A 25,953-nucleotide genomic window follows, 5' to 3' on the forward strand; every position below is an offset into this window, starting at 1 on the left:
AAATTAAGATATGGATTTGTTTGAAAGAGTCAGCGAAGACATTAAAAACGCAATGAAGGCAAAAGATAAAGTAGCCCTCGAAACACTGAGAAATGTAAAAAAAGTCTTTCTGGAAGCTAAAACAGCTCCGGGAGCAAACGATACCCTGTTAGATGCCGATGCGACCAAGATGATCCAGAAGCTGGTAAAACAGGGCAAGGATTCAGCAGAAATCTATGCCCAGCAAGGTCGTGCAGACCTGGCGGAGGCTGAATTGGCACAGGTTAAAGTGCTTGAAGCATACCTCCCGAAACAGATGACTGCCGAGGAACTGGAAACAGAAATAAAAGCTATCATCGCCCAGGTGGGTGCTGCCGGCCCGAAAGATATGGGGAAGGTAATGGGGGTTGCCTCCAAAGCTCTTGCCGGAAAAGCGGAAGGACGTGCCATTTCAGAAACGGTAAAACGTTTGCTGAATAGCTAATATATCGCTTTGAAAGTAACTTATCCCCTCTTGAAAGGGGCAGGGGTGTGTTAGAGTCAGTCTAACGAAACTATAACACACCCTTTTTCCCCATTTATTTTTCTTTAGACTCATTCTTTTAGAACATAGACCGTATTCTAATAACTCTTATACAATGATAACCTTTATCTGCTGCCTGGCAACCCTTATTGCAGGCTATTTCATCTACGGTTCTTTTATAGAACGTATCTTCGGGATCGATCCTTCCCGTAAAACTCCCGCTTATACTCATCAGGACGGAGTCGATTATATCCCGATGTCTTCCTGGAAAGTCTTTATGATCCAGTTCCTGAATATCGCAGGTCTCGGACCGATCTTCGGTGCCATAATGGGGGCAAAGTTCGGTACGGCCTCTTTCCTCTGGATCGTTTTGGGAACGATCTTTGCCGGAGCGGTTCATGACTACCTGGCAGGAATGCTTTCCTTGCGGCATAATGGAGAAAGTCTGCCTGAGATCATCGGCCGTTATCTCGGAAACAACTTCAAGCAGTTTATGCGTGGTTTTACTGTGGTTCTGATGATATTGGTCGGTGCTGTCTTTGTTGCAGGTCCGGCAGGTTTGCTGGCAAAGCTGACACCTGAATATCTCGATGCTACTTTTTGGATATTTGTTGTATTCATCTATTATATCCTGGCTACCTTATTACCGGTCGATAAGATTATCGGTAAGATATATCCGTTGTTTGCTGCAGCCCTGCTGTTTATGGCTGTCGGTATTCTGGTGATGTTGTTTGTGAATCATCCGCCGTTACCGGAGTTGACAGACGGTTTGACAAATAAGCATCCGGAGAATCTGCCTATTTTCCCGATCATGTTTGTCAGTATTGCCTGTGGAGCGATTTCCGGATTCCATGCGACTCAAAGTCCGTTGATGGCACGTTGTATCAAGAATGAAAAAATGGGACGCCCGGTCTTTTTCGGCGCTATGATCACCGAAGGTATCGTAGCTTTGATCTGGGCTGCAGCTGCTACTTATTTCTATCATAACAACGGAATGGGGGAGAGCAATGCCGCTGTTATTGTAGATAGTATCACAAAAGAGTGGTTAGGCACAGTCGGTGGTGTACTGGCGGTGTTGGGGGTTATTGCAGCGCCGATTACTTCCGGCGATACGGCATTCCGTTCGGCTCGTCTGATCGTTGCCGATTTTCTGCATAAGGAGCAGAAAAGTATAGCAAGCCGTTTGATGATCTGTATCCCTCTGTTTATCGTAGCTATAGGCATATTGCTTTACAGCTTGAAAGATAAAGACGGTTTCGATATGATCTGGCGTTATTTCGCCTGGACGAACCAGACTCTGGCTGTATTTACCTTATGGGCATTGACGGTCTTTCTGGCGCGTTCTAAAAAGCTGTATATTGTTACCTTGATTCCGGCTTTGTTTATGACAGCCGTTTGTTCTACGTATATTTTTGTCGCTCCGGAAGGATTAGGTATGGGGGTTGCTATTTCGCAGACGATTGGCGTGGTGATTACAATCATCACATTGATCGCATTTTTATGGTGGAAAAGAAAACAGTAAAATCTCCATCCGTATAAACGCTACTGGTCTTTCATCTTTTCCAGAATTTTCGGAAACTGCCAGAAAAACAGCAGCGTGCAGCAGATAGCTGCGGTGGCGTCGGATATGGCTTCTGCAGCATATACACCGGTTACACCCATAAAATGCGGAAGTATCAGTGCTAACGGGATCAGCAGGATTACCTTGCGGAGCAAAGCGATGAAAATGGATATCCGGGCCTGCCCCAAAGCGACAAACATATTCTGACAGGCACGCTGTAATCCGAAAATGGTCATGCCACCCAGAAAGACGGGCATTGTCCAGCTGACCGTTTCTATCAACCTTTCGTCGCTTGTAAAAGCTGACGCTATTGTGGAAGGGAACACGATCATAAACAGCATCAGAATCAAATTGAAAGAGAACATCGTGATCAGCGCGATACGGAAACATTCTTTCACACGCCGTTTGTCACCATGGCCGTAATTATAACTGACTATCGGGACGAAACCTTGTGCAAATCCTGTCAGCGGAACACTGGCGAATTGCATCGAGGTTTGCAGAACCGTCAGGGCACTGACATAAATATCTCCGAACTCTTTCAGGCTGCTGTTCAGTACAAAGCCGACCAGACTCTCGGTGCTTGCCATAATGAACGGAGATATTCCCAGAGCAAGCATCGCAACCACGATCCCTTTGTCCGGTTTCATATAACGTCTTTCTAAAGGCAAAGAGGCACGTCGGGAAAAAAGAAAGAGCAACACCCATATGGCGCTGCAAGCCTGTGAAATCACTGTAGCCAAAGCTGCTCCTTTCACCCCCATGTCAAGCCAGAAAATAAAGATCGGATCGAGAATGATATTCAGGAAAGCACCGATCAGCACTGAACCCATGGCAATAGCAGGCCGTCCCTGGGCATTGATGAAAGAGTTCAGTCCGGTAGAGATCTCCACAAAGATTGTCCCCAGCAAATAAATGGAAAGATAATCGACTGCATATCCCAATGTATGTTCCGAAGCTCCTGTAAAGAGCAGGATGGGTTCCATAAAGGTATAGGCTATGGAAGAGGTCAAGATGGTGAACAGGATCAGCAGAATAAAACCATTTCCCAATATCTTCCCGGCACGCTGGCGGTCGCCTTGCCCGAGGGCTATCGCAGCCAACGGCGCACCCCCTCCTCCGACGATCGCCGAGAAAGAAGAGATCAGCACGACGAGGGAGATGGTTACTCCCACGCCTGCCAATGCTTCGGTTCCAATGCCCGGAATATGTCCGATATAGATACGGTCGACAATGCTGTAAAGCAAGTTGACGAACTGGGCTGCTACAGCCGGGAGTGCCATCCTGAAGACCAACGGCAACATGCGCTCGGTCCCCAGGCGTTCTTCATATTTATTTACCATCTTGAATCTTATCGCCTAAAATGGCTACAAAGATACAAGAAATAGCGTTAACCGACTACGCTATAAATACAAACCTCCGGTGCGGCCTGGAAGAAAGGCTTCAACTCGACCACTACATCCTGATTGAATAAATCGGAATGTAGATATCCTTCGGCTTCCGCCACGGAGGAAAAACCGTGAAGAACCTGCACATCCTCTTTTCTTACAAGCAATTGTTTGCTGACTGCTCCCGAAATCGTATCCAGAAACGGTTGTCGATACTTGGTGTACACTGCCGCAGCTGCGCCACGGTCGCTTTCATTCACTTTGAGAGTTATCTCCAGATAAGCTCCTGCTTTTTTTTCTGTTGTCATAATCTTTTTGTTTTTAATGAACGATACAAAGGTAGGAGTGCCGGTAACGGTATTCAATGCGGATTCAGGACAAAGAATGGTAAATTTGGGAATGTGGTCTTGTCTTTATTCCCCTGTTTCCCAAATATACCATTTTATGTTTGCATTTTACCATCATCGGAATCAAAGAACAAACTACCTTTGCTCCGGACAAAAACAGGAACCGTATGAAGAAGAATGAAGTATTTACAAAATATGATCTGGAAAAGGATGCACCTGACGGGATACAGTTCGATATCATGGAAATGCCCTCCTTCTTTATTGAGAACGGGGATAACCCTATGTATCCGCATATTCATGGTTTTTACCAGATCATTTGGTTCAGGAAAGGGACAGGAGCGCATTATGTCGACTTTAAAGAATATAGCATAACAGACAATACCCTGTTTTTTCTTTCGCCGGGACAAATACATTCTTTCGATGGGAAGCGCGATCAGGAAGGGATCATCATCCACTTCAACGAGAGTTTTCTTTCCGATGAAGGAAGCAGCGAGAACGTTTTCCTCAAATACAATGTATTCAATGCCTTCGATGCCGTTCCTTACTATAATATAGCGCCTGCAGATACCCGACGGCTGAATTATATCGTGGAAGAAATGGAAATAGAGACGCAACATACGAATGCTTTTGCTCATAAAGATTATCTGAAATATCTGGTAAAAATGTTCCTGATCTACGTGCAGCGGACAGGGCAGAAGGGAACTGGCCTTCCGTTATGTATCAACAATTCATCCAACCGTACTTTTGTCCAGTTTCGGCAAATGCTGGAACACCATTATCGGCATATGCATACGGTAAAAGAATATGCGAATCGTCTGAATGTCTCCACCAAGACATTGACCAATTGCGTATATGAGAGTTCCCGCAGCACCCCTTTAAAGATTATCAACGACCGGATCATCCTTGAAGCGAAACGGCAGCTCCTCCATTCCAGTTTAAAGATCAAAGAGATTGCTTTTTACCTGGGATTTGAAGATCCGTCATATTTCGTAAAGTTCTTCAAGCGCCAGACGGGATATTTGCCGGTAGAATTCAGGGAGTAAATCAAACAAACTAACAGAAGATGAATATTGTATATCGAAAAACGAAAGATTTCACAGAAAAGGAAATAGAAGAGTTATTCCTTTCGGTCAACTGGTTATCAGGTAGATATCCGGAACGTCTGATCAAAGCCTTAAAGGCGTCTTCATGTGTGGTTACAGCATGGGACGGCACAAAGCTGGTCGGCCTTATTCGGGCCTTGGATGATGGCGGGATGGTTGCATTCCTCCATTATTTATTGGTACATCCGGATTATCAGGGGAAAGGTATCGCTGCCACATTGTTGACAATAGTAAAGGAAAAATATAAAGATTATCTCTATCTTAACATAATGCCGGATGAAAAGAAAAATATCTCTTTTTATGAAAAACACGGTTTTTCTCTGTTGGAGGAAGGAGCAGCCATGCAAATAAAACATTTGTGATTTTCCACAAATAAAGGTTCATCTTTTCTTAAAAAATACCGTTGAAGGGTATTGTATATGTAAAAAGGACACTCTACATTTGTCGACCGTTATCGATAGTATAAATTAGCAAATATCTACCTATATGAATGCAAAGGTTAAGGGGTACATGCTGGGAGCCATTGCGGCTGCCACTTATGGCATGAATCCTCTTTTTGCTCTTCCCTTGTATAAGGCAGGAATGGATCCTGACTCAGTGCTTTTTTTCAGATATCTGTTTGCCCTCCCCGTGTTGGGAATAATGCTGAAAGCAAGAGGTCGGAATTTTAAATTATGCCGGAAGGACCTGCCGCCGTTAATTATCCTGGGCTTCCTGGTCGCTTTTTCATCGCTGGCTTTGTTCCAGAGTTATAATTATATGGAAGCCGGTATCGCTTCAACCTTGCTGTTCGTTTATCCGATCATGGTCGCTTTGCTTATGTCGCTGCTTTTCAAGGAGAAGTTAACCCTGCAAACTGTCTTATGTATTTTGCTGGCATTGGGCGGCATCGGACTACTCTACAAAACAGGGAGCGGAGCGACCCTTAGTACGACAGGAGTTCTACTGGTGATGGGATCGGCTCTCTCTTATGCCATTTACATTGTTGGCGTGAATCGTCCGAGATTAAAGGATATAGCCACATTGAAGCTGACTTTTTACATATTGCTTTTCGGAGTGGCCCTTTTTCTGATTCGTGTTGATTTCGGAAAAAGTCTGCATGTTGTCGATGACTGGTATCTATGGGGGAACCTGATCGCTTTAGCAATCTTTCCCACTGCTATATCATTCCTGTGTACCACGCAGGCTATCCAGTATATCGGTTCTACACCGACCGCTATCCTGGGGGCACTGGAACCTCTGACAGCCGTGTTTTTCGGAGTGACTATCTTCGGTGAAGTTCTGACCCCCAGACTGGGTTGCGGGATCGTGATGATCATTCTGGCTGTTACGCTCATCATCGCCGGGAGCAATGTCACGACTTACCTGATCCGCTTCAGAAAGTTATTTCCCCGACTTCCGTTCCCGAAAAAGTAAGAATATATCCTATCGGTTAAGATTCCATTCCCCCGGATTTAACCATTCTGTAAAAGAAATGCCCCGCTAAAACTATTTTATGTGGCGTTAATTCTTTACATTTGCCACAAAAATTAGCGGACATGATAGATTGCAAGGATGAACATATATTGAACGTCATTAATTATCCGGAGGATTTGCGTAAGTTGCCTCCCGAAAAATTGGGCCAGGTATGTGCAGAGTTGCGTCAATACATTATAGATATACTTTCTGAAAATCCCGGACACCTGGGTGCCAGTCTCGGAACGGTTGAACTGACCGTTGCCCTGCACTATGTTTTCAACACCCCGTACGACCGGATTGTCTGGGACGTCGGACACCAGGCTTACGGACACAAGATACTGACCGGACGCCGGGATGTTTTTCATACGCTCCGGAAGTTCAAAGGGATCAGTGGCTTTCCTAACCCGGGAGAAAGTGAGTATGACGCTTTTATTGCCGGCCATGCCTCCAACTCCATTTCGGCTGCCATGGGTATGTCGGTCGCTTCCGAACTCAAAGAAGAACATAACCGGCATGTCATTGCTGTGATCGGTGACGGCGCAATGACCGGTGGACTGGCCTTTGAAGGACTGAACAATGCCTCGGCAAATCCCAACAACCTGCTGATCATTCTCAACGACAACGATATGGCTATCGATAATTGCGTAGGAGGATTGAGCCAATATCTGGTGGACATCACCACCAGTCAGGCATACAATAAGATGCGCTATGATGTGTACAGGGGATTGCGGAAGATGAAACTGATCAATAATGACCGTCGTGGAAATATTCTCCGTTTCAACAATAGCCTGAAAGCATTGATCACACAACAACATAACCTGTTTGAAGGATTCAGTATCCGTTATTTCGGACCTGTGGACGGGCATGATGTCAACTATATGATCAAGCTGCTGAACGATATAAAAGATCTGCAAGGCCCCAAACTATTGCATATCAAGACTAAAAAAGGCAAAGGCTTCAAGCCTGCCGAGGAATCGGCAACCGAATGGCATGCACCGGGCAAGTTCAATAAAGAGACCGGACAGCGGATTATCGTCCACAAACTGGACGAACCGCAATTGTATCAGGATGTTTTCGGACATACACTCGTTGAACTGGCTGAACAGGACGAACGGATCGTGGGTATTACTCCCGCCATGCCAACCGGAAGTTCCATGATCTATATGATGAAAGCTTTTCCCAAACGGGCATTCGATGTCGGAATAGCAGAAGGACACTCGGTGACCTTCTCTGCCGGACTTGCTAAAGAAGGGATGATCCCGTTCTGCAACGTCTATTCATCGTTCATGCAACGGGCGTACGATAATCTCATACACGATGTCGCTTTGCAAAAGCTGCATATGGTGATCTGTCTGGATCGTGCCGGGCTGGTCGGTGAAGACGGAGCCACGCATCACGGGGTGTTCGACCTGGCATACCTGCGTCCGATCCCCAACCTGACGATCGCCTCGCCGCTCAACGAACTGGATCTGCGGAACCTGATGTACACCGGGTACAAAGAGGCACCGGGTACTTTTGTGATCCGTTATCCACGTGGCAAAGGAGAGAAGAAAGACTGGCGCAACGAAATGCAGGTCCTTCCCATCGGAAAAGGGAAAAAACTGAACGAAGGAGACGATATAGCTGTTTTATCTATCGGGCCGATCGGAAATGAAGTGATAAAAGCTATAGAGGAAGTGGCCGGTGAAGGACTATCGGTTGCACATTACGACATGATTTATCTGAAACCGATCGATGAAGAGTTATTACATGAGATAGGCAGGAAGTTCAAACGCGTCATTACCGTAGAGAACGGTGTAGTGAAAGGCGGATTGGGCACAGCCGTTCTTGAATTTATGGCAGACAACGGATATACTCCGCGGGTGAAACGCATCGGTATACCCGACACATTCATTGAACACGGATCTATCCCCGAACTTTATAAATTATGCGGTCTGAATGCCGAAAGTTTGGCCGGAGAGATCCGAAAAATGATGAACGATTAAATATTAATGACAACTTGCCGGACGATGCGGCAAACGGAATGAGTAACAATTAGTAAAATGAAGATTATTATTGCCGGGGCAGGCGAAGTGGGTACACATCTCGCGAAGATGTTATCTCAGGAAAAGCAGGATATCATCCTGATGGACCCGAGTGAGGAACGATTGAATATCACCAATTCCAATATGGAGATTCTTCCTATGGTTGGAAATCCGACTTCGATCCGTGACCTGGAAGAAGCCGGTATAAAAAAGACAGACCTGTTCGTCAGCGTTACTCCTGAAGAGACGACGAATATTGCTGCAAGTATCCTGGCTTCCAAGTTGGGAGCACGCAAAACCCTGGCACGTATCAATAACTACGAATATTTGTTACCCAAAAACAAAGAGCTGTTCGAAAAGTTGGGGATCCACTCGATGATCTATCCGGAAATGCTGGCTGCTAAAGAGATTGTCAGTGCGATACGCCGTCCGTGGACACGCCAGTACTGGGAACTGTTCGGGGGCGCCCTGATCCTGCTGGGAGTGAAGGTCCGTGAGAATTCCCGCCTGGTAAACAAACAACTGGTCGAACTGCTGAACGAACAGAAGCTATACCATATCGTTGCCATCAAACGGCAATATGAAACGATTATCCCGCGCGGTACCGATTATATCCTGCCCGGCGACATCGTTTTTTTTACGACTACCAAGGAACATATCAAGGATGTGCAGCTACATGCCGGTAAAAAAGACCCGGAAGTGAAAAAGATCTTTATCATGGGAGGCAGCCGTATCGCCATCCGTACCAGCCAGTATCTGCCGAATAATATCCGGGTAAAGATATTGGAGACAAATAAAGAGAAAAGTCACCGCATAGCCGAAGTGGTGCCGAGCAATGTCCTGATCATTAACGGCGACGGACGCGATACGGAGCTACTGATGCAGGAAGGAATCAAGGATGCTCAGGCATTCGTTGCCCTGACGGATAATTCAAGTACGAATATCCTTGCCTGTTTGGCTGCCAAACGTTTCGGCGTATTCAAAACGGTGGCCAAGATCGAGAATATCGATTATATCCCATTAGCCGAAAATATGGATATCGGTTCGGTTATTAACAAAAAGCTGATCGCCGCCAGCCATATCTATCAGTTCCTGCTGGATGCCGATGTTTCCAACGTAAAGTTCCTTACCTTTGCCAACGCCGATGTGGCTGAGCTCGTTGCCCGTCCCGACTCGAAGATCACCCGCAAACAGGTGAAAGACCTGCATTTACCGAAAGATCTGACTTTAGGAGGGTTGATACGAGACGGAGAGCCGATGATGATTAAGGGAGACACCCAGATACAAGCCTACGACCACGTGGTGGTGTTCTGTCTGGAGACGGCTATGCGCAAACTGGAAGATTATTTTAATTAGTATGTTACTGAATATACGTTTCATAATAAAGATGCTGGGGATGATGTGCATCCTCGAAACGCTGTTCATGCTGATGGCAACGGTTGTCGCCTTCCTCTACAAAGGCGGTGATTTCTATACGTTGCTTTTGTGCAGCGGAATACTGTTCGGGGTGGGCGTATCGCTTTATGCTATCGGCTTCCGTGCAAACGAATATATGGCCGGACGACGGGAAGGGATGCTGACGGTGACATTCACCTGGATATTACTTTCTCTATTAGGCATGTTGCCTTTTTACCTGGGAGGCTATATAGATAACGTGACGGATGCCTTTTTCGAAACGATGTCGGGCTTCACGACGACCGGATCGACCATCCTGACCGATATTGAGTCATTGCCGAAAGGAATCCTGTTCTGGCGTAGCCTTACCCAATGGCAGGGAGGTATCGGGATGATCGTGTTCACCGTAGCATTAATGCCTATCCTGGGCGGCGGTGCGACACAGATGTTCAATGCTGAGACGCCGGGGATTACCCATGAGCGTTTCCGTCCTCGCGTGACACAGGTAGCCAAGCGCCTTTGGGGTGTTTACCTGTTCCTTACTTTTCTGTTGATCGGGCTGTTATGGATCGGACCAATGGATTTGTATGACGCTGCCAACCATGCCCTGACGGCTATCTCTACAGGAGGATATTCCACAAAGAATGCCAGTATTGCTTATTGGAATTCCGCTTATATCGAATATATTATCACGATCTTCATGTTCATCGGGGCGACCAATATCACATTGATCTATTTCTGCCTGAACGGGAATGTGAAGAAATTGTTTTTTGATGAAGAGTTCCGTTGGTTTTTCTGGTTTGTCATGCTTATGATAGCCGTGACAACTGGATGGATCATGTATAAGGGGTTCTTTACCGACTTCCCGACTGCATTCCGGCAGGCAGCCTTCCAGGTGGTGACATTGGTCTCTACGTGCGGATTCGCTACGGAAAACTATATTCCCTGGGGACCGTTCTTCTGGATGATCGCATTGATATTGATGTTTATTTGCGGTTGTGCCGGCTCTACCTGTGGAGGGTTGAAGATGGGACGTTTCGTGATCCTTTCGAAGAATCTCTTCAATGAATTCAAGAAACAGACACACCCGCATGCGATTATACCTGTACGGATGGATTCGCATATCGTATCCGGAGATATTGTTCATCGCGTGCTGGCATTTGCTTTCGCTTATATGTCCCTGATCGTGATCAGTTGTATCGTTCTGATGCTCGACGGTTTGGGATTCGAGGAGTCGATCGGTGCTGCAGTCTCGGCCATCAGCAATGTCGGTCCGGGGCTTGGCAAGCTGGGACCGGTGGATAACTTCTCTGAAGTGCCTGTCGTATCCAAATGGTTCCTTTCCTTCCTGATGATGACGGGACGTCTGGAAATATTTACCGTATTGACATTACTTGTTCCGGGATTCTGGAAACAATAAAATAACAGCTGATATGAAAACACGTACAATGCTTCTTTCGATCATGAGTTGCCTGTTTATCGGAGTAACGACCGGAGCACAGACAGCCGTACAGCGCGAAACGACCGACTTACTGCCGGAAGGTACTTTCACCAACGGAATAGAAGGCCCCGCCACCGATAAATCCGGTAATCTGTACGCCGTCAACTATGGTAAAGAAGGAACGATAGGCATTGTACGCCCGGACGGATCGCACGAATGTTTCGTGACACTTCCCGAAGGTTCTACGGGCAACGGTATCCGTTTCAATAAGGCCGGAGAGATGTTGGTCGCAGATTATACCGGCCATAACATTCTGAAAGTAGACATGAAAACCAAAGGCATCAGCGTCTATGCCCACGAGCCGAAGATGAACCAACCCAACGATATCGCCCTGGCACCCAATGGTAACCTGTATGCCAGCGACCCGGACTGGCCGAACAAGAAAGGACAGCTTTGGCTGGTCACTCCGGACGGTAAAGTCACCCTGCTGGAAGGTGATATGGGGACGACCAACGGCATTGATGTCAGTCCTGACGGTAAAAAACTTTATGTTAACGAGTCTGCACAACTTAAAGTATGGGTGTACGACATAAAACAGGACGGAACACTTAAAAACAAGACACTTTTCCATACGTTCGAAGGTTTCGGTATGGACGGCATCCGTTGCGACGTAAAAGGCAACCTGTATCTCTGCCGTTATGAAAAAGGAACGGTAGCCCTTATAAATCCGAAAGGGAAACTGATCCGTGAAATACAGCTGAAAGGAAAGAAACCGTCGAACATTACATTCGGAGGCCCTGACAACCGTCGCTGTTTCGTCACGCTACAGGACCGCGGCTGTTTCGAAACCTTTACTGCCGAATACCCTGGAAGGGAATAAATATTTACCTATTTGAATATTTCTTTAGGTCTGATATACGCTTTTGCTTAATTTTGCGTTATTATATGTACGAATAACTAGAAGAGACGCAAAATGATAGAATATATTAAGGGGGATATCGTAGAACTTACTCCCACACAGATGATCATCGAATGTGCAGGGATTGGCTACGAACTTAACATATCTCTGACTACATACAGCGCTTTCAGCGGGAAACCTACCGGGAAAATTTACGTATATGAAGTCATACGTGAAGATGCCCATCTTTTGTTCGGTTTCGCTCAAAAGGCTGAACGTGAGTTGTTTTTATTGTTGACATCGGTATCCGGAGTCGGCCCTAATACAGCACGTATGATCTTGTCTTCTCTTCCTCCTGCCGAATTGATCCAGGTAATTGCCAACAAAAATGAAACGGCCCTGACTTCGGTAAAAGGGATCGGACAGAAAACTGCACAGCGTATTCTGGTCGACCTGAAAAATAAGGTAAAGGCCGGCGATTCGATAGCAAGTGCAGGAGCTCCTGTTACGGGGGGAAACGGTGCGGTTGCCCAGGAAGCGGTTGCCGCCCTTGTGATGTTGGGATTCCAGAAGGTTGCTTCGCAAAAGGCAGTCAGTTCGATACTGAAAAGTTCGCCGATGCTGGCAGTGGAACAAGTGATAAAAAGTGCACTCAGAATGCTTTAATAGTTGACAGGCAGGGGAGGTTTGCCGACCACCCTTACAAGTACAGTTGACAATTTAAAATGAAAAAGAAAACTCTTAAATATCTTATCTGGGTTACAATACTGCTATTCGGGGTCAGTATGGTCTCATTGAATGCCGATTACCTGACTTATACCGCTGAGTTGCCGGATATACAGTTGCTTGAAGAACAGGATTTTCCGGATGGAAAAGATACGGTTCCGGCAACCCGTTATCCGGTGTCGAAAACCATACCGGAAGGTTATGAGGACCTGGGCAAAAAGTTGCCGATGGACTTACGTGACCCGGAAAACGTAAAGACGGTCGTTGAATACGACATCAATACCGGAAGATATGTAGTCCGTACCCGTTTAGGTGAGAAAGACCTGACCACGCCGATCGACTTGAGTCCCGAAGAATATCAGGACTATAGCATGAAGCAATCGCTCCGCTCTTATTATCGTCAGAAAAACGAAGAAGAATTTCAGAAAGAAGCGGATAAGCAGTTCAACCTGGCAGATATGCAGTTCGGTATCGGTGCGGCAGAACGCATATTCGGTCCCGGAGGTGTACGTGTAAAGACACAAGGGTCGGCAGAAGTTACTTTAGGTTTAAAGAGGAATAGTACCAAAGATCCTTCGCTGCCTGAACGTGCCCGTAGCAATACCATTTTTAACTTCGATGAAAGCGTGCAGTTGAATGTACAGGCATCCGTGGGCTCGAAAGTGAATTTCGATATGAATTATAACACGGAGACTTCTTTCGACTTCGACTCCAAAAAGCTGAAACTGGCTTATACGGGTGAAGAGGATGAGATCATCAAATCATTGGAAGCCGGTAACGTATCGATGACGACAAGCAACTCGCTGATCAATGGCGGGGCGGCTTTGTTCGGTATGAAAGCAGACCTTCAGTTCGGTAAACTGAGGGTTAATGCGTTGTTTGCACAACAGAATTCGGAGTCTAAAACAGTGAACTCCAAAGGCGGTGTGCAGACCAAAGATTTTGAGTTGAAGATCGACGAGTATGATGAGAACCGACATTTCTTTCTGGCACATTATTTCCGGAATAGATATAACGAGGCTGTGGCCAGTTTACCCCAGATATATGCAGATATAAACATTACCCGCCTGGAAGTTTGGGTGACGAATAAAAGAGGCAATTACGATCAGTCACGCAATATTGTTGCCTTTACCGATATTGGTGAAAATGATGATGCATACATGGCTAACCCCGGTGCTTTTCCGGTCAGTGGTAGTAAGTATCCTGCCAATAGTGCGAACAGCTTGTACAACCAAATGACTACGACTTACTCGGGTGCCCGTCAGATTAGTCAGGTGGCACAGGTGTTGTCGGGTTTTACAGGAGGTGCTGAATATGAAGAGGTGGAGAGTGCCCGTTTGTTGGATGCTAACTCTGAATATACATTTGACAAACAGTTGGGATATATCTCATTGAATACAAGTTTGCAGACAGATGAAGTGTTGGCTGTCGCTTTTGAATATGAATACAATGATGTTTCCGGTAAACGTACGGGAAGAGTCGGTGAATTTTCCGACAGTGATCCGGCTAACCCCAACAACTGTCTTTATGTCAAGTTGCTGAAAGGTGTAAACATGTCTCCGCCCATGATGTACTGGGACCTGATGATGAAAAATATCTATTCTCTCGGTGCCTATTCTGTCCAGAAAGAGAAGTTCCGCCTGGATGTCATGTACCAGAGCGATACGACTGGTACTTATGTAAACTATTTGCCGGAAGCCAGTCAGGATACCGCTTCCAGGAAAATCTGGATACGCTTGATGGGAGCAGACCGTCTGAATGCCCAGAACGAAAAGCATCCCGACGGATATTTTGATTTTGTGGAAGGATATACTGTACAACCTGCTACCGGTAGAGTGATCTTCCCGACCATCGAGCCGTTCGGTTCCAGTTTGAAAGAGAAATTGCAGGGTGTCGTCAGTCCGGCTATCGCAGACAAATATGTATTCCAGGAATTGTACGATACGACACAAACCGCCGCCCGCCAGATCGCAGAAAAGAACAAGTTCATCATGCGGGGGGAATATAAGGCATCTTCCGCTTCCGAGATACAGTTGGGAGCCAGCAACGTGGCACGCGGCTCGGTACGCGTAACGGCAGCAGGTGCCACATTAACGGAAAATGTGGATTATGCGGTCGATTATACATCCGGTACCGTTACTATTCTGAATGAGAGTATCATTGCTGCCGGAACCCCCGTAAGCGTTTCGTTGGAAAACCAGACGGCATATAATATGCAACGAAAGACAATGATGGGGTTGGATCTCAACTATCAGTTCAATCCGGACTTTTCGCTGGGAGCCACCATTATGCATATGTCGGAAATGCCGTTGAGCACTAAAACGGCATTCGGTGACGAGTCTATTAAAAATACATTGTGGGGATTCAATATTGCCTATAAAACGGAAAGCCAATGGCTGACAAACGCATTCGACAAACTGCCGTTGCTGAACCTGACAAAACCCAGCCAGATTGCATTCACTGGTGAATTTGCCCACCTGATAGCCGGACATTATGAAAACAAATATACCGGAGGTTACTCTTATCTGGACGATTTCGAATCGACACAAAGTGGTTTCGACCTGTTGAATCCGTATCCGTGGAAACTGGCCAGTGTACCCTGGGATGATAACGCCACAGCTCGTTTCCCCGAAGCCAGCCTGACAAACGATATCGAATATGGTAAAAACCGTGCCTTGCTGGCATGGTACTATGTCGACGGATTATTCAATCGCAAGAATTCCAGTCAGGCACCCACGCATATCCGTAATGATAAAGAACAGTTGTCCAACCATTACGTTCGTGCCGTCTATGTAGATGAATTGTTTCCGGATAAAGACCAGGGTTATAATGAATCGAGCACAATTCAGGCGCTCAACCTTGCCTATTATCCGAATGAACGTGGTCCATATAACCTCGATGCCGATCTGGTCAACTCTGATGGTACGTTGCAAAATCCGGAAAAGCGTTGGGGCGGTATCATGCGTAAGATCGACCAAAGTGATTTCGAGACTGCCAATGTCGAATATATTGAGTTCTGGTTACTCGATCCTTATCTTTATGAGGCACAGGAAGGTGTTACGGCAAAAGGCGGTGACCTTTATTTTAACCTGGGAGAAGTATCGGAAGATGTGCTGAAAGATGGAAAGAAGTTCTACGAGAACGGCTTGCCTGTCGATGGTGACAGAAGCAGGGTCGATTCAACAGTCTGGGGACTTGTACCGAAGCAGCAAAGTACGGTCTATGCCTTCGACAATACTTCCGGAGCACGTGCAAGACAAGATGTTGGCCTTAATGGTTTATCGGCGGAAGAAGAACGGGAGTATCCCGCCTATGCGGAGTTTATCAGCAAATTGATGACTAAGTTGTCGCCGACAAAGATCGATTCGATGATGAAGGATGATTATTCGCCTTTAATGAATCCGGCAACCGATAAATACCGTTATTTCCGCGGCACAGACCTGGATGAAAATGGAGTTAGCATTCTCGACCGCTACAAACGTTACAATGGAACAGAGGGCAACTCTGCTGAGAGTGGAACTTCCGGAGAGCGTTACGATACTTCCGCCTCCAAGAATCCGGATGTGGAAGACCTGAATCAGGATAACACGATGAACAAAAACGAAAAGTATTTTGAATACAAGGTGTCTATTCGTCCGGAAGACCTGAAAGTAGGAAAGAATTTTATTGTGGATGTGAAGGAAACTTTTCCGAAACTGCCTAATGGTGATAACGAGACCAGTGGTAAAAAGAACCCGGCGAAATGGTATCTTTTCAAGATTCCGGTGAAGAAATACGACCGTGCTGTCGGGGCTATTAGTGACTTTAAAAGTATCCGCTTTATGCGTATGTATATGACTAATTTCTCCAAGCCGACAATTTTGCGTTTCGGAACATTCGAGTTGGTACGTGGCGAATGGCGTTCATACGAACAAGACCTGTCCGACCCGAAAGTGCCGCCGATGGTCAATGGATCACTGGAGGTTTCTTCGGTGAATATAGAAGAAAATAGTCGTAGGGAGCCTATTCCTTACAGGGTTCCTCCCGGCGTAAGCCGTACACAAGACCCCGGTCAACCTCAGGTAAACCGGCAGAACGAACAGGCCCTGTCCATGAAAGTGACTGAGTTGGCAACGAGAGATGCACGTGCCGTTTACAAGACGACAGCTTACGACCTGCGCCAGTATAAACGCTTACAATTGTTTACCCATGCGGAAGCATTGCCTCTGGATGCAGATAATTATACCCAGCTTGTCGACGGAGACTTATCAGTGTTTATCCGTTTGGGTTCCGATTATAAAAATAATTATTACGAATATGAAGTTCCGTTGAAAGTGACTCCGACAGGGAAAGGTTCATACGAAGATATTGATGTCTGGCCGGCAGAGAACATGCTCGATTTCCGTTTTGAAGTATTGACCAATCTCAAACTGAGCCGGAACAAAAAGAAGCGGGCGGGTGACAAAGGCATTACTTTCAATACCGTTTATTCGGAGCCTGACCCTGACAATTTAAGCAATACGATCAGTATCGTAGGTAACCCGAGCTTATCGGAAGTGAAAACGATTATGATCGGTGTCCGTAATGTATCTGGCTCGAATGCAGTCAGAAGCGGTGAGGTGTGGATCAACGAATTACGTCTGGGTGAATTCAACGAAGAAGGCGGTTGGGCGGCCAATGCCAACCTGAACGTGGCCGTGTCTGACCTGGCTACGGTGAATGTAGGCGGGCGTATCGAAACGGCTGGTTTCGGTGCACTCGACCAGTCGCTGGCTGAACGCCGCATCGACGACTTTACGCAATACAACGTAGCGGCCAACATCGAATGGGGTAAATTCTTCCCCGAAAAGGCAAAGGTCAGCATCCCGATGTACTATGCTTACTCTAAAGATCAGACGAAAGCAAAATACAATCCGCTCGATCAGGATATCAAGCTGGACGATGCTTTGGATGCTGTCGAGACGAAGGCGGAAAAAGACTCCATCAAGAGTGTGGCAGTCGATCAGACAGTTATCAAGAGTATCTCATTCAACAACGTAAGGGCAGATATCCGCAGTAAGACACCGATGCCTTACGACCCGGCGAACTTCTCGATCGGCTATTCATTCAGCCAGACGAAAAGGCAGAATCCGGAAACGGAATATGAAACGACAAAAGATTATCGCGGCAACTTCGCCTACAACTATACACCGTATGCGAAACCGTTCCGTCCGTTCCAGAAGATGAAGAAGAACAATGGCTACACCCGTTATATCAAACAGTTCAGCTTGAACTATCTGCCGTCGAATATCAGTTTCCAGACAGCTATGATGCGTAATTATAACGAAATGCAGCTGCGCGACCTGGAAAACACCGGCTACAAACCGGAGGTAACTTTCAGCTCCGAGTTCTACTGGGACCGTGCTTTCAGCTTGCGCTGGGACTTTACGAACAACCTGAACATGACCTTCACTTCCGGAACAAATGCCCGGATCGAGGAACCGTACGTTCAGGTCAACAAAGAACTGGCTGCCGACCAATATCAGGTTTGGAAAGATTCTGTTAAACAGAGTATCGCCGACCTGGGTACGCCTTTGAAATATGACCAGACATTCAATGTCACCTGGAACATGCCGTTGCAGTATATCCCGGTTCTGGACTGGGTGAACAGTTCCGTCACATACAATGCGCAATATAACTGGGATCGCGGGGCGGTCACCGATACGCAATATGAGCTCGGTAATACGATCACCAACCAGCGTCAGATCGACTGGCAGGGTAGCTTGAACCTGCAATCGCTTTACAACAAGAACAAGTTCCTGAAGAAAGTGAACCAGAAGTTCTCGGCAACCCGTACGGCAACCAAGAAGAAAGAACCGAAAGAGATAAAGCTGGAAAGAGACATCCAGCTGAACATGGACAGCGGTACGGTCGTGCAGCACGGAATGTTCACCAAAAAGGTGCGTATCACTGCCCGCGGAGCCGACGGCAAAGTGTATGCGATTAAGTATAAACCGCTCAACTATGCGCAGGTAATGATCCTGAATCAGGATACGGCCCATTTGAAACTGACCATCAAGCCGGGCCCGAAAGCAACGGAAGACTTCCTGTATAAAGCTGCCGAACACGCCAGCCGCTTCCTGATGATGGTTCGTCGCATCAATATTCAGTATGCCACTACGGATGGTATGATGGTGCCCGGATTCTCCCCGATGATCGGTGATATCTTCGGGCAGGGACGTTCACCGTTCGGCCTGACACCGGGATTGGGTTTTGCCTTTGGAGCCGTGAACCGCGACTTCCTGTATGATGCCAAAGACCGTGGCTGGCTGATCGAAAATACGACCAATGTCAACCCGGCTGTCATGACCAGCGCGAAGAACCTGAATATCCGGGCGAACCTGGAACCGATCACCGGATTGAAGATCGACCTGAATGCCAATCGCGTGGACACCCGCAGCACCGATATACAATATATGTATGCTGGAATGCCGGAACTGACCGGAGGTAATTTCACAATGACGACTGTCGCTTTGGGTAGTTTCTTCAAAGGCATCGGCAATGCAGGCAACAACTATGCCTCCAAATCGTTCGAAAAATTCATCGAGAACCGTGAGATCATAGCCCAGCGCCTTGAAAACCGTTATGCCGGGACTTTCTATCCGTATGGTGGCTTTCTTAGCCAGACCGGATATACCGGGCAACTCTACGATCCGGGAGATAACAATGAACTGGGAATCAGCCGTAACTCGTCTGACGTGTTGATCCCGGCATTCCTTGCCGCTTATACCGGGAAAGATCCGAACAAGATTTCGCATTCACCGTTCCCCGCCATCCGTAGCATGTTGCCGAACTGGCGTATCACGTACGACGGGCTGATCCGTATTCCGGCGATAAAGAAATACTTCAAGACGGTTATGTTGAGCCATCAGTATCGCTGTACGTACAACGTCGGTGCTTACGAAACCTATTCAACCTGGGTCGATGCCGGTCTGGGCGATAATCTCGGATTTATACAGAATGCATCCGATAAGCCTATTCCTTCTTCGCCTTACTCGATCTCTTCCGTCAGCCTGACTGAGAGTTTCAGCCCGCTGTTGGGAGTCGATGCCACGATGTTGAACAATATAACGATCCGTGCAGACTATACGACTACACGCAATCTGAACCTGAATATCTCGTCTTACCAGATCGTAGAGGCGCTGTCCAATAAATACACGATCGGGTTGGGATACAAGTTTGCCGAGTTCAACAAGATATTGAAGATGAAGAAAACACGTGATTTCAGCAACGACCTGACCGTGCGCCTGGACTTCTCGTACAACAAGATGCAATCATTGATCCGTAAGATCGAGGATAGCTTCACGCAGGCTACCAGCGGTAACGTTGCGAAGACAATCCAGTTCTCTGCCGATTACGGTTTGAGCCGCGCGTTGACCCTTCGTGCGTTCTACGACCTGCAGATCAATGAGCCGCTGATCTCTAATGCAGCTTATCCGACAAGTAACTCGAATTACGGTGTCGCCCTCCGGTTCTCACTGGCGCAGTAAGCATAAACGAGGCTTTGTCACCCTTATGACACAACCTTGCCATGCCTTTGGCACAACTCTGCCAAAGGCATGGCAAAAGATTGTCACTTGCATGGCAAAACTCTGCCAACACTGTGGCAAAACATTTTGCCCGGCACAAGAGGTCGGTTACAGAATAGACTTATTCAACAGATTACAGCATGTGGTAACCCTTAAGCTCATGGCGTAAAGCAAGCGCCTTATTGTCTGTCACGCTGTTCAGTAGTTTCCAGAAACGGTCGCTGTGGTTCATCTCCACCGTATGGCAAAGTTCATGGAGCAGGACATAATCGATCAGATGCCAGGGGAGAAGCATCAATGATAAAGACAGGTTAATGCTTTTGCGTGTGCTGCAACTTCCCCACCGGGTCTTGCTGTTCATGATCCGTACGCCTGTGCAGGTGAAACGATGGCGGGCGGCCAGCGCCATCAGCCGGTCGGGTAACAACCGCTTGGCTTCGTGGCGGAGTGCTTTCTCCAGTAAATCCTTTAAGATCTCCTGTACCCTGTCCGACTCGAAACGGGTTCCGGACGGGCAGGCGATACGAAGTATCCCTTCCTTCAGAGTCATGTAATAGTTGTTGCGGTCGGTACGGAATATTTCCACCCGGAAGGTAGTCGCCTGCAATGCGGTCGCTTCGTTCAGCAACGGGCGTGCCGGGTGTTTCTTCAGGGCGGCGAGCAGCTTTTGGCGGTTTTCTTCGATAAAAGACAACATCCATCCTTCATCCCCTCCCTCCGGCATGGTGGCGGTGATCATTCCCTTTGATATTTTCAGCGTATAACGGGTGGCTCGCGGGGTAGTACGGAGAAGGATGGTTCCCAGATCGTTGTCGTATATCTTCTTTTCCATATTTACCACAAAAGTAATACTTTAAAGGGAAATAATATTACGTCGGAAATGCTTATCTTTGCAGCAAAGCGAAGATAAGCTGCGCCTCGGCATAAAAAATGAACGAGTTCATTTTATTCTACTCTCGACTTGCATTATCTTTGCACCCGGTATTAGATATTTAATAAGTATAAACTATATAAATAAGGCAATCATGAGCAAAAAAGCACTTTTATTGATCTGCGATGGCTGGGGAATCGGCGACCGTGGTAAAGATGATGTAATCTATAACACACCCACTCCCTATTGGGATTATCTGTTGAAAACATATCCTAACTCTCAGTTGCAGGCTTCCGGCGAAAACGTAGGTTTACCCGACGGACAGATGGGTAACTCGGAAGTAGGACACCTGAACATCGGTGCAGGCCGTATCGTTTATCAGGACCTGGTGAAGATCAACATCGCATGTCGTCAGAATACAATCCTCGACAATCCCGAAATCAAACGTGCTTACAGCTACGCCAAAGAAAACGGCAAACAGATCCATTTCATGGGACTGGTTTCCGACGGTGGTGTGCACAGCTCATTGGAACACCTGTTCAAACTGGCTGATATCGCTAAGGAATATGGAGTGGACAAAGCATACGTTCATTGCTTTATGGACGGTCGCGACACAGACCCGAAGAGCGGTAAAGGTTTCATCGAACAACTGGAAAACCATTTAAAGACGACAGGCGGCAAGATCGCGTCTATCATCGGACGTTACTATGCTATGGACCGTGACAAACGTTGGGAACGTGTGAAAGAAGCCTACGACCTGATCGTGAACGGTACAGGCAAACCTGCCGAAGACATGGTTGTTGCGATGGAAGAATCGTATGCAGAAGGTGTAACGGACGAATTCATCAAACCGATCGTACACGTAGAAAACGGCAAGCCGGTGGCTACTATCGAAGAGGGCGACGTGGTTATCTTCTTCAACTACCGTAACGACCGTGCGAAAGAACTGACAGTCGTTCTGACTCAGCAGGATATGCCGGAAGCTGGAATGAAGACTATTCCTAACCTGCAGTATTTCTGTATGACTCCGTACGATGCCAGCTTCAAGGGTGTCCACATCCTGTTCGACAAGGACAATGTAGAAAATACACTGGGCGAATTCCTGGCATCAGTTGGCAAAACACAGTTGCACATTGCCGAAACAGAAAAATATGCTCACGTTACTTTCTTCTTCAACGGCGGACGCGAAACTCCGTTTGATGGCGAAGACCGTATCCTGGTTCCGTCGCCGAAAGTGGCTACTTACGACCTGAAACCGGAAATGAGCGCGTTTGAGGTAAAAGACAAGCTGGTAGAAGCTATCTACACCAAGAAATATGACTATATCGTTTGTAACTATGCAAACGGCGATATGGTGGGCCACACCGGTATTTACTCGGCTATCGAAAAGGCTGTCGTAACGATCGACGCTTGCCTGAACGATACGGTAGAAGCAGCGAAAGCAAACGATTACGAAGTGATCATCATCGCCGACCACGGTAATGCCGACCACGCTTTGAACGAAGACGGTACACCGAACACGGCTCACTCTTTGAATCCTGTTCCTTTCGTATATGTAACGGAAAACAAAGAAGCTAAAGTAGAGGACGGTATCCTGGCAGACGTTGCTCCTTCCATCCTTCACATCATGGGATTGAAGCAGCCGAAAGAAATGACAGGCAAATCGTTGATTAAATAACAACTCCTAGAAGTTGACAGTTGACAAGTGACAGTTGACAGTTAGCAGTTGGCAAGTAACGGTTATTGTTTTTCGTAAGAAAGAGATAACTGTCATCTGTCAACTGTTATCTGTCAACTGTCCTTGTCACTTGTCAACTATCAACCAATATGATCCAAATTGATGATACCCTGGTCAGCTTAGACCTGATCGAAGCTAATTTCATTTGCGACCTTGCCCAATGTAAAGGCATCTGCTGCGTGGAAGGCGACTCCGGTGCTCCGCTCGATAAAAGCGAGATCGCCGAACTGGAGAAAGCGCTTCCGGTTATCTGGGATGACCTTTCTCCCGAGGCACAGGCAATCATTAAGAAGCAAGGTGTCGCCTACATCGACTGCGAAGGCGATATCGTCACTTCCATTGTCAATGGCAAGGATTGCGTATTTACCTGCTACGACGAAGACGGAACCTGCAAATGTGCCGTCGAGAAAGCCTACCGCGAAGGCAAACTGTCTTTCTACAAACCGGTATCCTGTCACCTGTATCCGGTGCGTGTTACCCAATACAAAGACTTCCGTGCCGTAAACTACGACCGGTGGAAAATATGTAAGGCAGCAGAAATAGTAGGGCGGAAAGAAAAACTTCCTCTGTATAAGTTCCTGAAGGAACCGCTTACCCGTAAATTCGGCCCGGAATGGTACGAGTCATTGGTGGAAGTGGCAGAAGAGTGGAGAAAACAAAAGGAAGAAGAGAAATAATATATCCATAAGAAAATGTGCCAATATGCCCATTGAGATAGTATAGATACATCTCTTATAATTGGCATATTGGCACATTCTTTATTCTGTTTTCCGTATCAGGTCTGCCGTCTGCGCCTCCTCTTTCAGATACGTTTCGATATGGCGTTTCTTCTTGTCTTCCAGAATTTCATTGATGGCGATCAGGATACCGGTTTCTTCCACATCGCCGAACTCATGGTTGATCGCCGTACCGAATACGCGCATCTTGGGTGAAAGGCTCATATAAGCATTTACCAGCGGCGGTACATTGATACCGAACTTGCGGACCTCCTGGTTCAGCACCTTGTAATTATCCTTGAAATTATCATAACGGAACAACTCTTTCATCTTCTCCATATCCATATCTGTCTCCAGCGGATATATCGGAGTGACCAGCTTGTCCGAATCCGGGAAATGCATTCCCAGGAAATAAAGGATCATATTGCGTGCTTCCGTATTATAAGTATTATACATCGTCACTTTCCCGAAATAATACTGCAGGCTCGGATCGACTACCGACAAAGCCCCCAGTCCGTCCCATAAGTTATCGAGAACAAACAAACCTTTGGCACCGGCACGTGTAGACTGATATTCCAGCGTTACAAAAGAACGGCCCAACTCGACCGTATACGGAAGGAATTCTTTATTGAACTTCTCAGAGAAGTTGAACAGATGCGAAGTCGCCAGCATCGGCTTCCCGTTCTCATCGAACTTGACATCCGAACCACACAGGAAACGGTATCCTCCCAGGATCTGTTCATCTTCCGGACTCCAGACGATCAGTTGCCGATAAGCATCCTCCATCGTGTCGAACTCGTCAATATCTACCGGAAAACCTGTTCCTCCGCCATAATAACGGAAAGCGATTTCCCGCAAACGCCCGATCTCCTGCATCACATTGGGAGAATCGTGGGCTGTAATAATGTATATCTCATTGTTTGACTTATTCGTGCTGCGGAGCTTCTTTTCTTTTGTCAGCTCCGATTTCAGAAGTGCACGATCAATCGGCTTAATAATGTCTTGCATATAAATAGAGTCTTTGTTTACTTGAGATTATAAGCAAGTCCCTTCACCCACTCTGCCCATTCAGCCGGCTTTTTACTATTGTCGAAAGTCTGCCACGGAACAGGTTTGCCGAAATGGATTCGGAACGTTTTATGTTTGGACCGGAACATTTCGTCCGGCAAATAAATCATTTCATAGTTCATCTTTATCCCCAACGCCTTGCGCAGATTCGCCAGCCGGTAGAAAAAATTGGAATTTCTCCCTTCGAAATACACCGGGACAATATCCCGTTTATGTTCGACCGCCTTCTGGATGAAGGACTTTTTCCATTCGGTGTCCTGTATCTTCCCGTTAATCTTGCGCGAACAAAGTCCTGCCGGGAATGTCACGATCTGATTGTCGGAAGCATAGGCTTCGTCGATCAGCCGGGCATTGTTCTTTCCCTGCGAACCATGTTTGTTGATAGGTACAAAGATCGATCTCAGATTTGACAAGTAGAGGAGGAGGTCGTTCACCAGATAACGGATTTTCCCGTTATAATGCTGTCCGATCACTGCCGAAAGGCAAATGCCGTCCAGCCCTCCCAACGGATGGTTGGAGGCAAAAATATAGCGACCTGTCGCCGGGATATTTTCTTCATTCACCAGCTCCAGGGTCAGGTCAAAATAACCGATCAGTTCCTGCATAAAATCAACCCCATCCTTGTCATGATAACGGGTGAGAATATCATTCAGTTCGTCCTGATGAATGGTACGGATCAGATAATTGACAATAAAACCGGGTATTTTTCCCGCCACTGAGGGCGCTTTTTGTTGTAATACCTGTTTTACATCAATTTGTGTAATACCTTCTTGTGCCATCTTGCATAACTCTTGTCAGCAGCAAAGATATAGCTAATAATTAAATTTGAATGCATTCGGCATAAGTTTTTAAGAAGTTTCAAGTTCTCAGGTTATATGTTGTTTGCCGTCATATAAAATAATTCGGCATCTCCATTCGTTATACATATATATTATTCTGCACCTGCATGCAAAAACAGCTCCTATGATTCTTTGTAGGAATTCATATTTTTTGCATAACTTGAAACAAAATAATCAATAATTGTGTTTTTATACACAGGAACGAATTAACAAATGTGCCTAAGGATAGGTGATTATCAATATAAACCCTTGTTTTCAAAGGGAATGAAGGTAATGTCAGATTGATAGCTAAACTATTTTTAAGAAAAATGGGCTATGATTTTTACCTTTTTTG

Annotated in this window: 18 protein-coding genes; 13 read left to right on the forward strand and 5 right to left on the reverse strand. The window is 46.6% G+C overall.

Going from position 1 to position 25,953, the window contains the following annotated elements; genetic code table 11:
• Positions 1-10: 10 nt before the first annotated feature.
• Together IEY67_RS08155 and IEY67_RS08160 are read left to right on the forward strand one after the other, a co-directional pair.
• The gene (locus IEY67_RS08155) at positions 11-463 is read left to right on the forward strand and encodes a GatB/YqeY domain-containing protein (protein ID WP_122351849.1); all 453 of its coding nucleotides are present in this window, start codon (positions 11-13) and stop codon (positions 461-463) included.
• A 154-nt stretch (positions 464-617) separates the two neighbouring features.
• Positions 618-2,024, forward strand: coding sequence for a carbon starvation CstA family protein (locus IEY67_RS08160; protein WP_122351848.1), 1,407 nt, complete (start codon positions 618-620; stop codon positions 2,022-2,024).
• Between the two features lie 20 nt (positions 2,025-2,044).
• On the opposite strand, the gene IEY67_RS08165 is transcribed toward IEY67_RS08160, so the two are convergent.
• On the reverse strand, positions 2,045-3,403 hold the full coding sequence (locus IEY67_RS08165) for an MATE family efflux transporter (protein WP_183671264.1): 1,359 nt from the start codon (positions 3,401-3,403) through the stop codon (positions 2,045-2,047).
• A 47-nt stretch (positions 3,404-3,450) separates the two neighbouring features.
• Entirely contained in the window at positions 3,451-3,756 is a 306-nt protein-coding gene (locus tag IEY67_RS08170) for a hypothetical protein (protein WP_122351846.1), read from the reverse strand.
• A gap of 206 nt (positions 3,757-3,962) precedes the next feature.
• Between IEY67_RS08170 and IEY67_RS08175 the strand changes: the two genes are divergently transcribed.
• From IEY67_RS08175 to sov, 9 genes are all read left to right on the forward strand, one after another.
• The gene (locus tag IEY67_RS08175; RefSeq protein WP_183671263.1) at positions 3,963-4,838 is read left to right on the forward strand and encodes a helix-turn-helix domain-containing protein; all 876 of its coding nucleotides are present in this window, start codon (positions 3,963-3,965) and stop codon (positions 4,836-4,838) included.
• 20 nt (positions 4,839-4,858) lie between these two features.
• A complete protein-coding gene (locus tag IEY67_RS08180; protein WP_122351845.1) occupies positions 4,859-5,260 on the forward strand; it encodes a GNAT family N-acetyltransferase in 402 nt (133 codons plus the stop codon).
• A 124-nt stretch (positions 5,261-5,384) separates the two neighbouring features.
• Positions 5,385-6,314, forward strand: a complete 930-nt coding sequence (locus IEY67_RS08185) for a DMT family transporter (protein WP_122351844.1) — start codon at positions 5,385-5,387, stop codon at positions 6,312-6,314.
• A gap of 122 nt (positions 6,315-6,436) precedes the next feature.
• Positions 6,437-8,341 (forward strand): 1-deoxy-D-xylulose-5-phosphate synthase, encoded by a 1,905-nt coding sequence (gene dxs / locus IEY67_RS08190; protein ID WP_122374835.1) that lies wholly within the window; start codon positions 6,437-6,439, stop codon positions 8,339-8,341.
• Positions 8,342-8,398: 57 nt separating this feature from the next.
• Positions 8,399-9,736, forward strand: coding sequence for a Trk system potassium transporter TrkA (trkA, locus tag IEY67_RS08195; protein ID WP_122351842.1), 1,338 nt, complete (start codon positions 8,399-8,401; stop codon positions 9,734-9,736).
• Position 9,737: 1 nt separating this feature from the next.
• Positions 9,738-11,195, forward strand: a complete 1,458-nt coding sequence (locus tag IEY67_RS08200; RefSeq protein ID WP_183671262.1) for a TrkH family potassium uptake protein — start codon at positions 9,738-9,740, stop codon at positions 11,193-11,195.
• 13 nt (positions 11,196-11,208) lie between these two features.
• On the forward strand, positions 11,209-12,096 hold the full coding sequence (locus IEY67_RS08205; RefSeq protein ID WP_183671261.1) for an SMP-30/gluconolactonase/LRE family protein: 888 nt from the start codon (positions 11,209-11,211) through the stop codon (positions 12,094-12,096).
• A gap of 93 nt (positions 12,097-12,189) precedes the next feature.
• Complete coding sequence (gene ruvA / locus IEY67_RS08210) at positions 12,190-12,780, forward strand: Holliday junction branch migration protein RuvA (RefSeq protein ID WP_122374837.1); 591 nt, start codon at positions 12,190-12,192, stop codon at positions 12,778-12,780.
• 59 nt (positions 12,781-12,839) lie between these two features.
• On the forward strand, positions 12,840-20,348 hold the full coding sequence (gene sov, locus IEY67_RS08215) for a T9SS outer membrane translocon Sov/SprA (RefSeq protein ID WP_183671260.1): 7,509 nt from the start codon (positions 12,840-12,842) through the stop codon (positions 20,346-20,348).
• Between the two features lie 172 nt (positions 20,349-20,520).
• Here the strand turns inward: sov and IEY67_RS08220 are convergent, their stop codons facing one another.
• On the reverse strand, positions 20,521-21,219 hold the full coding sequence (locus tag IEY67_RS08220) for a M48 family metallopeptidase (RefSeq protein ID WP_183671259.1): 699 nt from the start codon (positions 21,217-21,219) through the stop codon (positions 20,521-20,523).
• Between the two features lie 193 nt (positions 21,220-21,412).
• On the opposite strand from IEY67_RS08220, the gene gpmI reads away from it, so the two are divergent.
• Entirely contained in the window at positions 21,413-22,936 is a 1,524-nt protein-coding gene (gene gpmI, locus IEY67_RS08225) for a 2,3-bisphosphoglycerate-independent phosphoglycerate mutase (protein WP_122351837.1), read from the forward strand.
• A 149-nt stretch (positions 22,937-23,085) separates the two neighbouring features.
• Positions 23,086-23,673: a DUF3109 family protein gene (locus IEY67_RS08230; RefSeq protein WP_122351836.1), complete on the forward strand. Its 588-nt coding sequence runs from the start codon at positions 23,086-23,088 to the stop codon at positions 23,671-23,673.
• Between the two features lie 81 nt (positions 23,674-23,754).
• Here the strand turns inward: IEY67_RS08230 and glsB are convergent, their stop codons facing one another.
• Together glsB and glsA are read right to left on the reverse strand one after the other, a co-directional pair.
• Positions 23,755-24,720: a glycine N(alpha)-acyltransferase GlsB gene (gene glsB / locus IEY67_RS08235; RefSeq protein WP_122351835.1), complete on the reverse strand. Its 966-nt coding sequence runs from the start codon at positions 24,718-24,720 to the stop codon at positions 23,755-23,757.
• A gap of 17 nt (positions 24,721-24,737) precedes the next feature.
• Positions 24,738-25,559: a lyso-glycine lipid O-acyltransferase GlsA gene (gene glsA / locus IEY67_RS08240; protein ID WP_122351834.1), complete on the reverse strand. Its 822-nt coding sequence runs from the start codon at positions 25,557-25,559 to the stop codon at positions 24,738-24,740.
• Positions 25,560-25,953 lie beyond the last annotated feature (394 nt).

The sequence above is a fragment of the Parabacteroides faecis genome, assembly GCF_014647375.1.
Lineage (GTDB): Bacteria > Bacteroidota > Bacteroidia > Bacteroidales > Tannerellaceae > Parabacteroides > Parabacteroides faecis.

Bases quoted from the DNA above. Each gene is read 5' to 3' on its own strand.
- glsB (WP_122351835.1), bottom strand. From the start codon at position 24,720: ATGCAAGACATTATTAAGCCGATTGATCGTGCACTTCTGAAATCGGAG.
- IEY67_RS08175 (WP_183671263.1), top strand. From the start codon at position 3,963: ATGAAGAAGAATGAAGTATTTACAAAATATGATCTGGAAAAGGATGCA.
- gpmI (WP_122351837.1), top strand. From the start codon at position 21,413: ATGAGCAAAAAAGCACTTTTATTGATCTGCGATGGCTGGGGAATCGGC.
- IEY67_RS08160 (WP_122351848.1), top strand. From the start codon at position 618: ATGATAACCTTTATCTGCTGCCTGGCAACCCTTATTGCAGGCTATTTC.
- IEY67_RS08200 (WP_183671262.1), top strand. From the start codon at position 9,738: ATGTTACTGAATATACGTTTCATAATAAAGATGCTGGGGATGATGTGC.
- IEY67_RS08185 (WP_122351844.1), top strand. From the start codon at position 5,385: ATGAATGCAAAGGTTAAGGGGTACATGCTGGGAGCCATTGCGGCTGCC.
- sov (WP_183671260.1), top strand. From the start codon at position 12,840: ATGAAAAAGAAAACTCTTAAATATCTTATCTGGGTTACAATACTGCTA.
- ruvA (WP_122374837.1), top strand. From the start codon at position 12,190: ATGATAGAATATATTAAGGGGGATATCGTAGAACTTACTCCCACACAG.
- IEY67_RS08170 (WP_122351846.1), bottom strand. From the start codon at position 3,756: ATGACAACAGAAAAAAAAGCAGGAGCTTATCTGGAGATAACTCTCAAA.
- IEY67_RS08230 (WP_122351836.1), top strand. From the start codon at position 23,086: ATGATCCAAATTGATGATACCCTGGTCAGCTTAGACCTGATCGAAGCT.
- IEY67_RS08165 (WP_183671264.1), bottom strand. From the start codon at position 3,403: ATGGTAAATAAATATGAAGAACGCCTGGGGACCGAGCGCATGTTGCCG.
- glsA (WP_122351834.1), bottom strand. From the start codon at position 25,559: ATGGCACAAGAAGGTATTACACAAATTGATGTAAAACAGGTATTACAA.
- IEY67_RS08180 (WP_122351845.1), top strand. From the start codon at position 4,859: ATGAATATTGTATATCGAAAAACGAAAGATTTCACAGAAAAGGAAATA.
- dxs (WP_122374835.1), top strand. From the start codon at position 6,437: ATGATAGATTGCAAGGATGAACATATATTGAACGTCATTAATTATCCG.
- IEY67_RS08205 (WP_183671261.1), top strand. From the start codon at position 11,209: ATGAAAACACGTACAATGCTTCTTTCGATCATGAGTTGCCTGTTTATC.
- IEY67_RS08220 (WP_183671259.1), bottom strand. From the start codon at position 21,219: ATGGAAAAGAAGATATACGACAACGATCTGGGAACCATCCTTCTCCGT.
- IEY67_RS08155 (WP_122351849.1), top strand. From the start codon at position 11: ATGGATTTGTTTGAAAGAGTCAGCGAAGACATTAAAAACGCAATGAAG.
- trkA (WP_122351842.1), top strand. From the start codon at position 8,399: ATGAAGATTATTATTGCCGGGGCAGGCGAAGTGGGTACACATCTCGCG.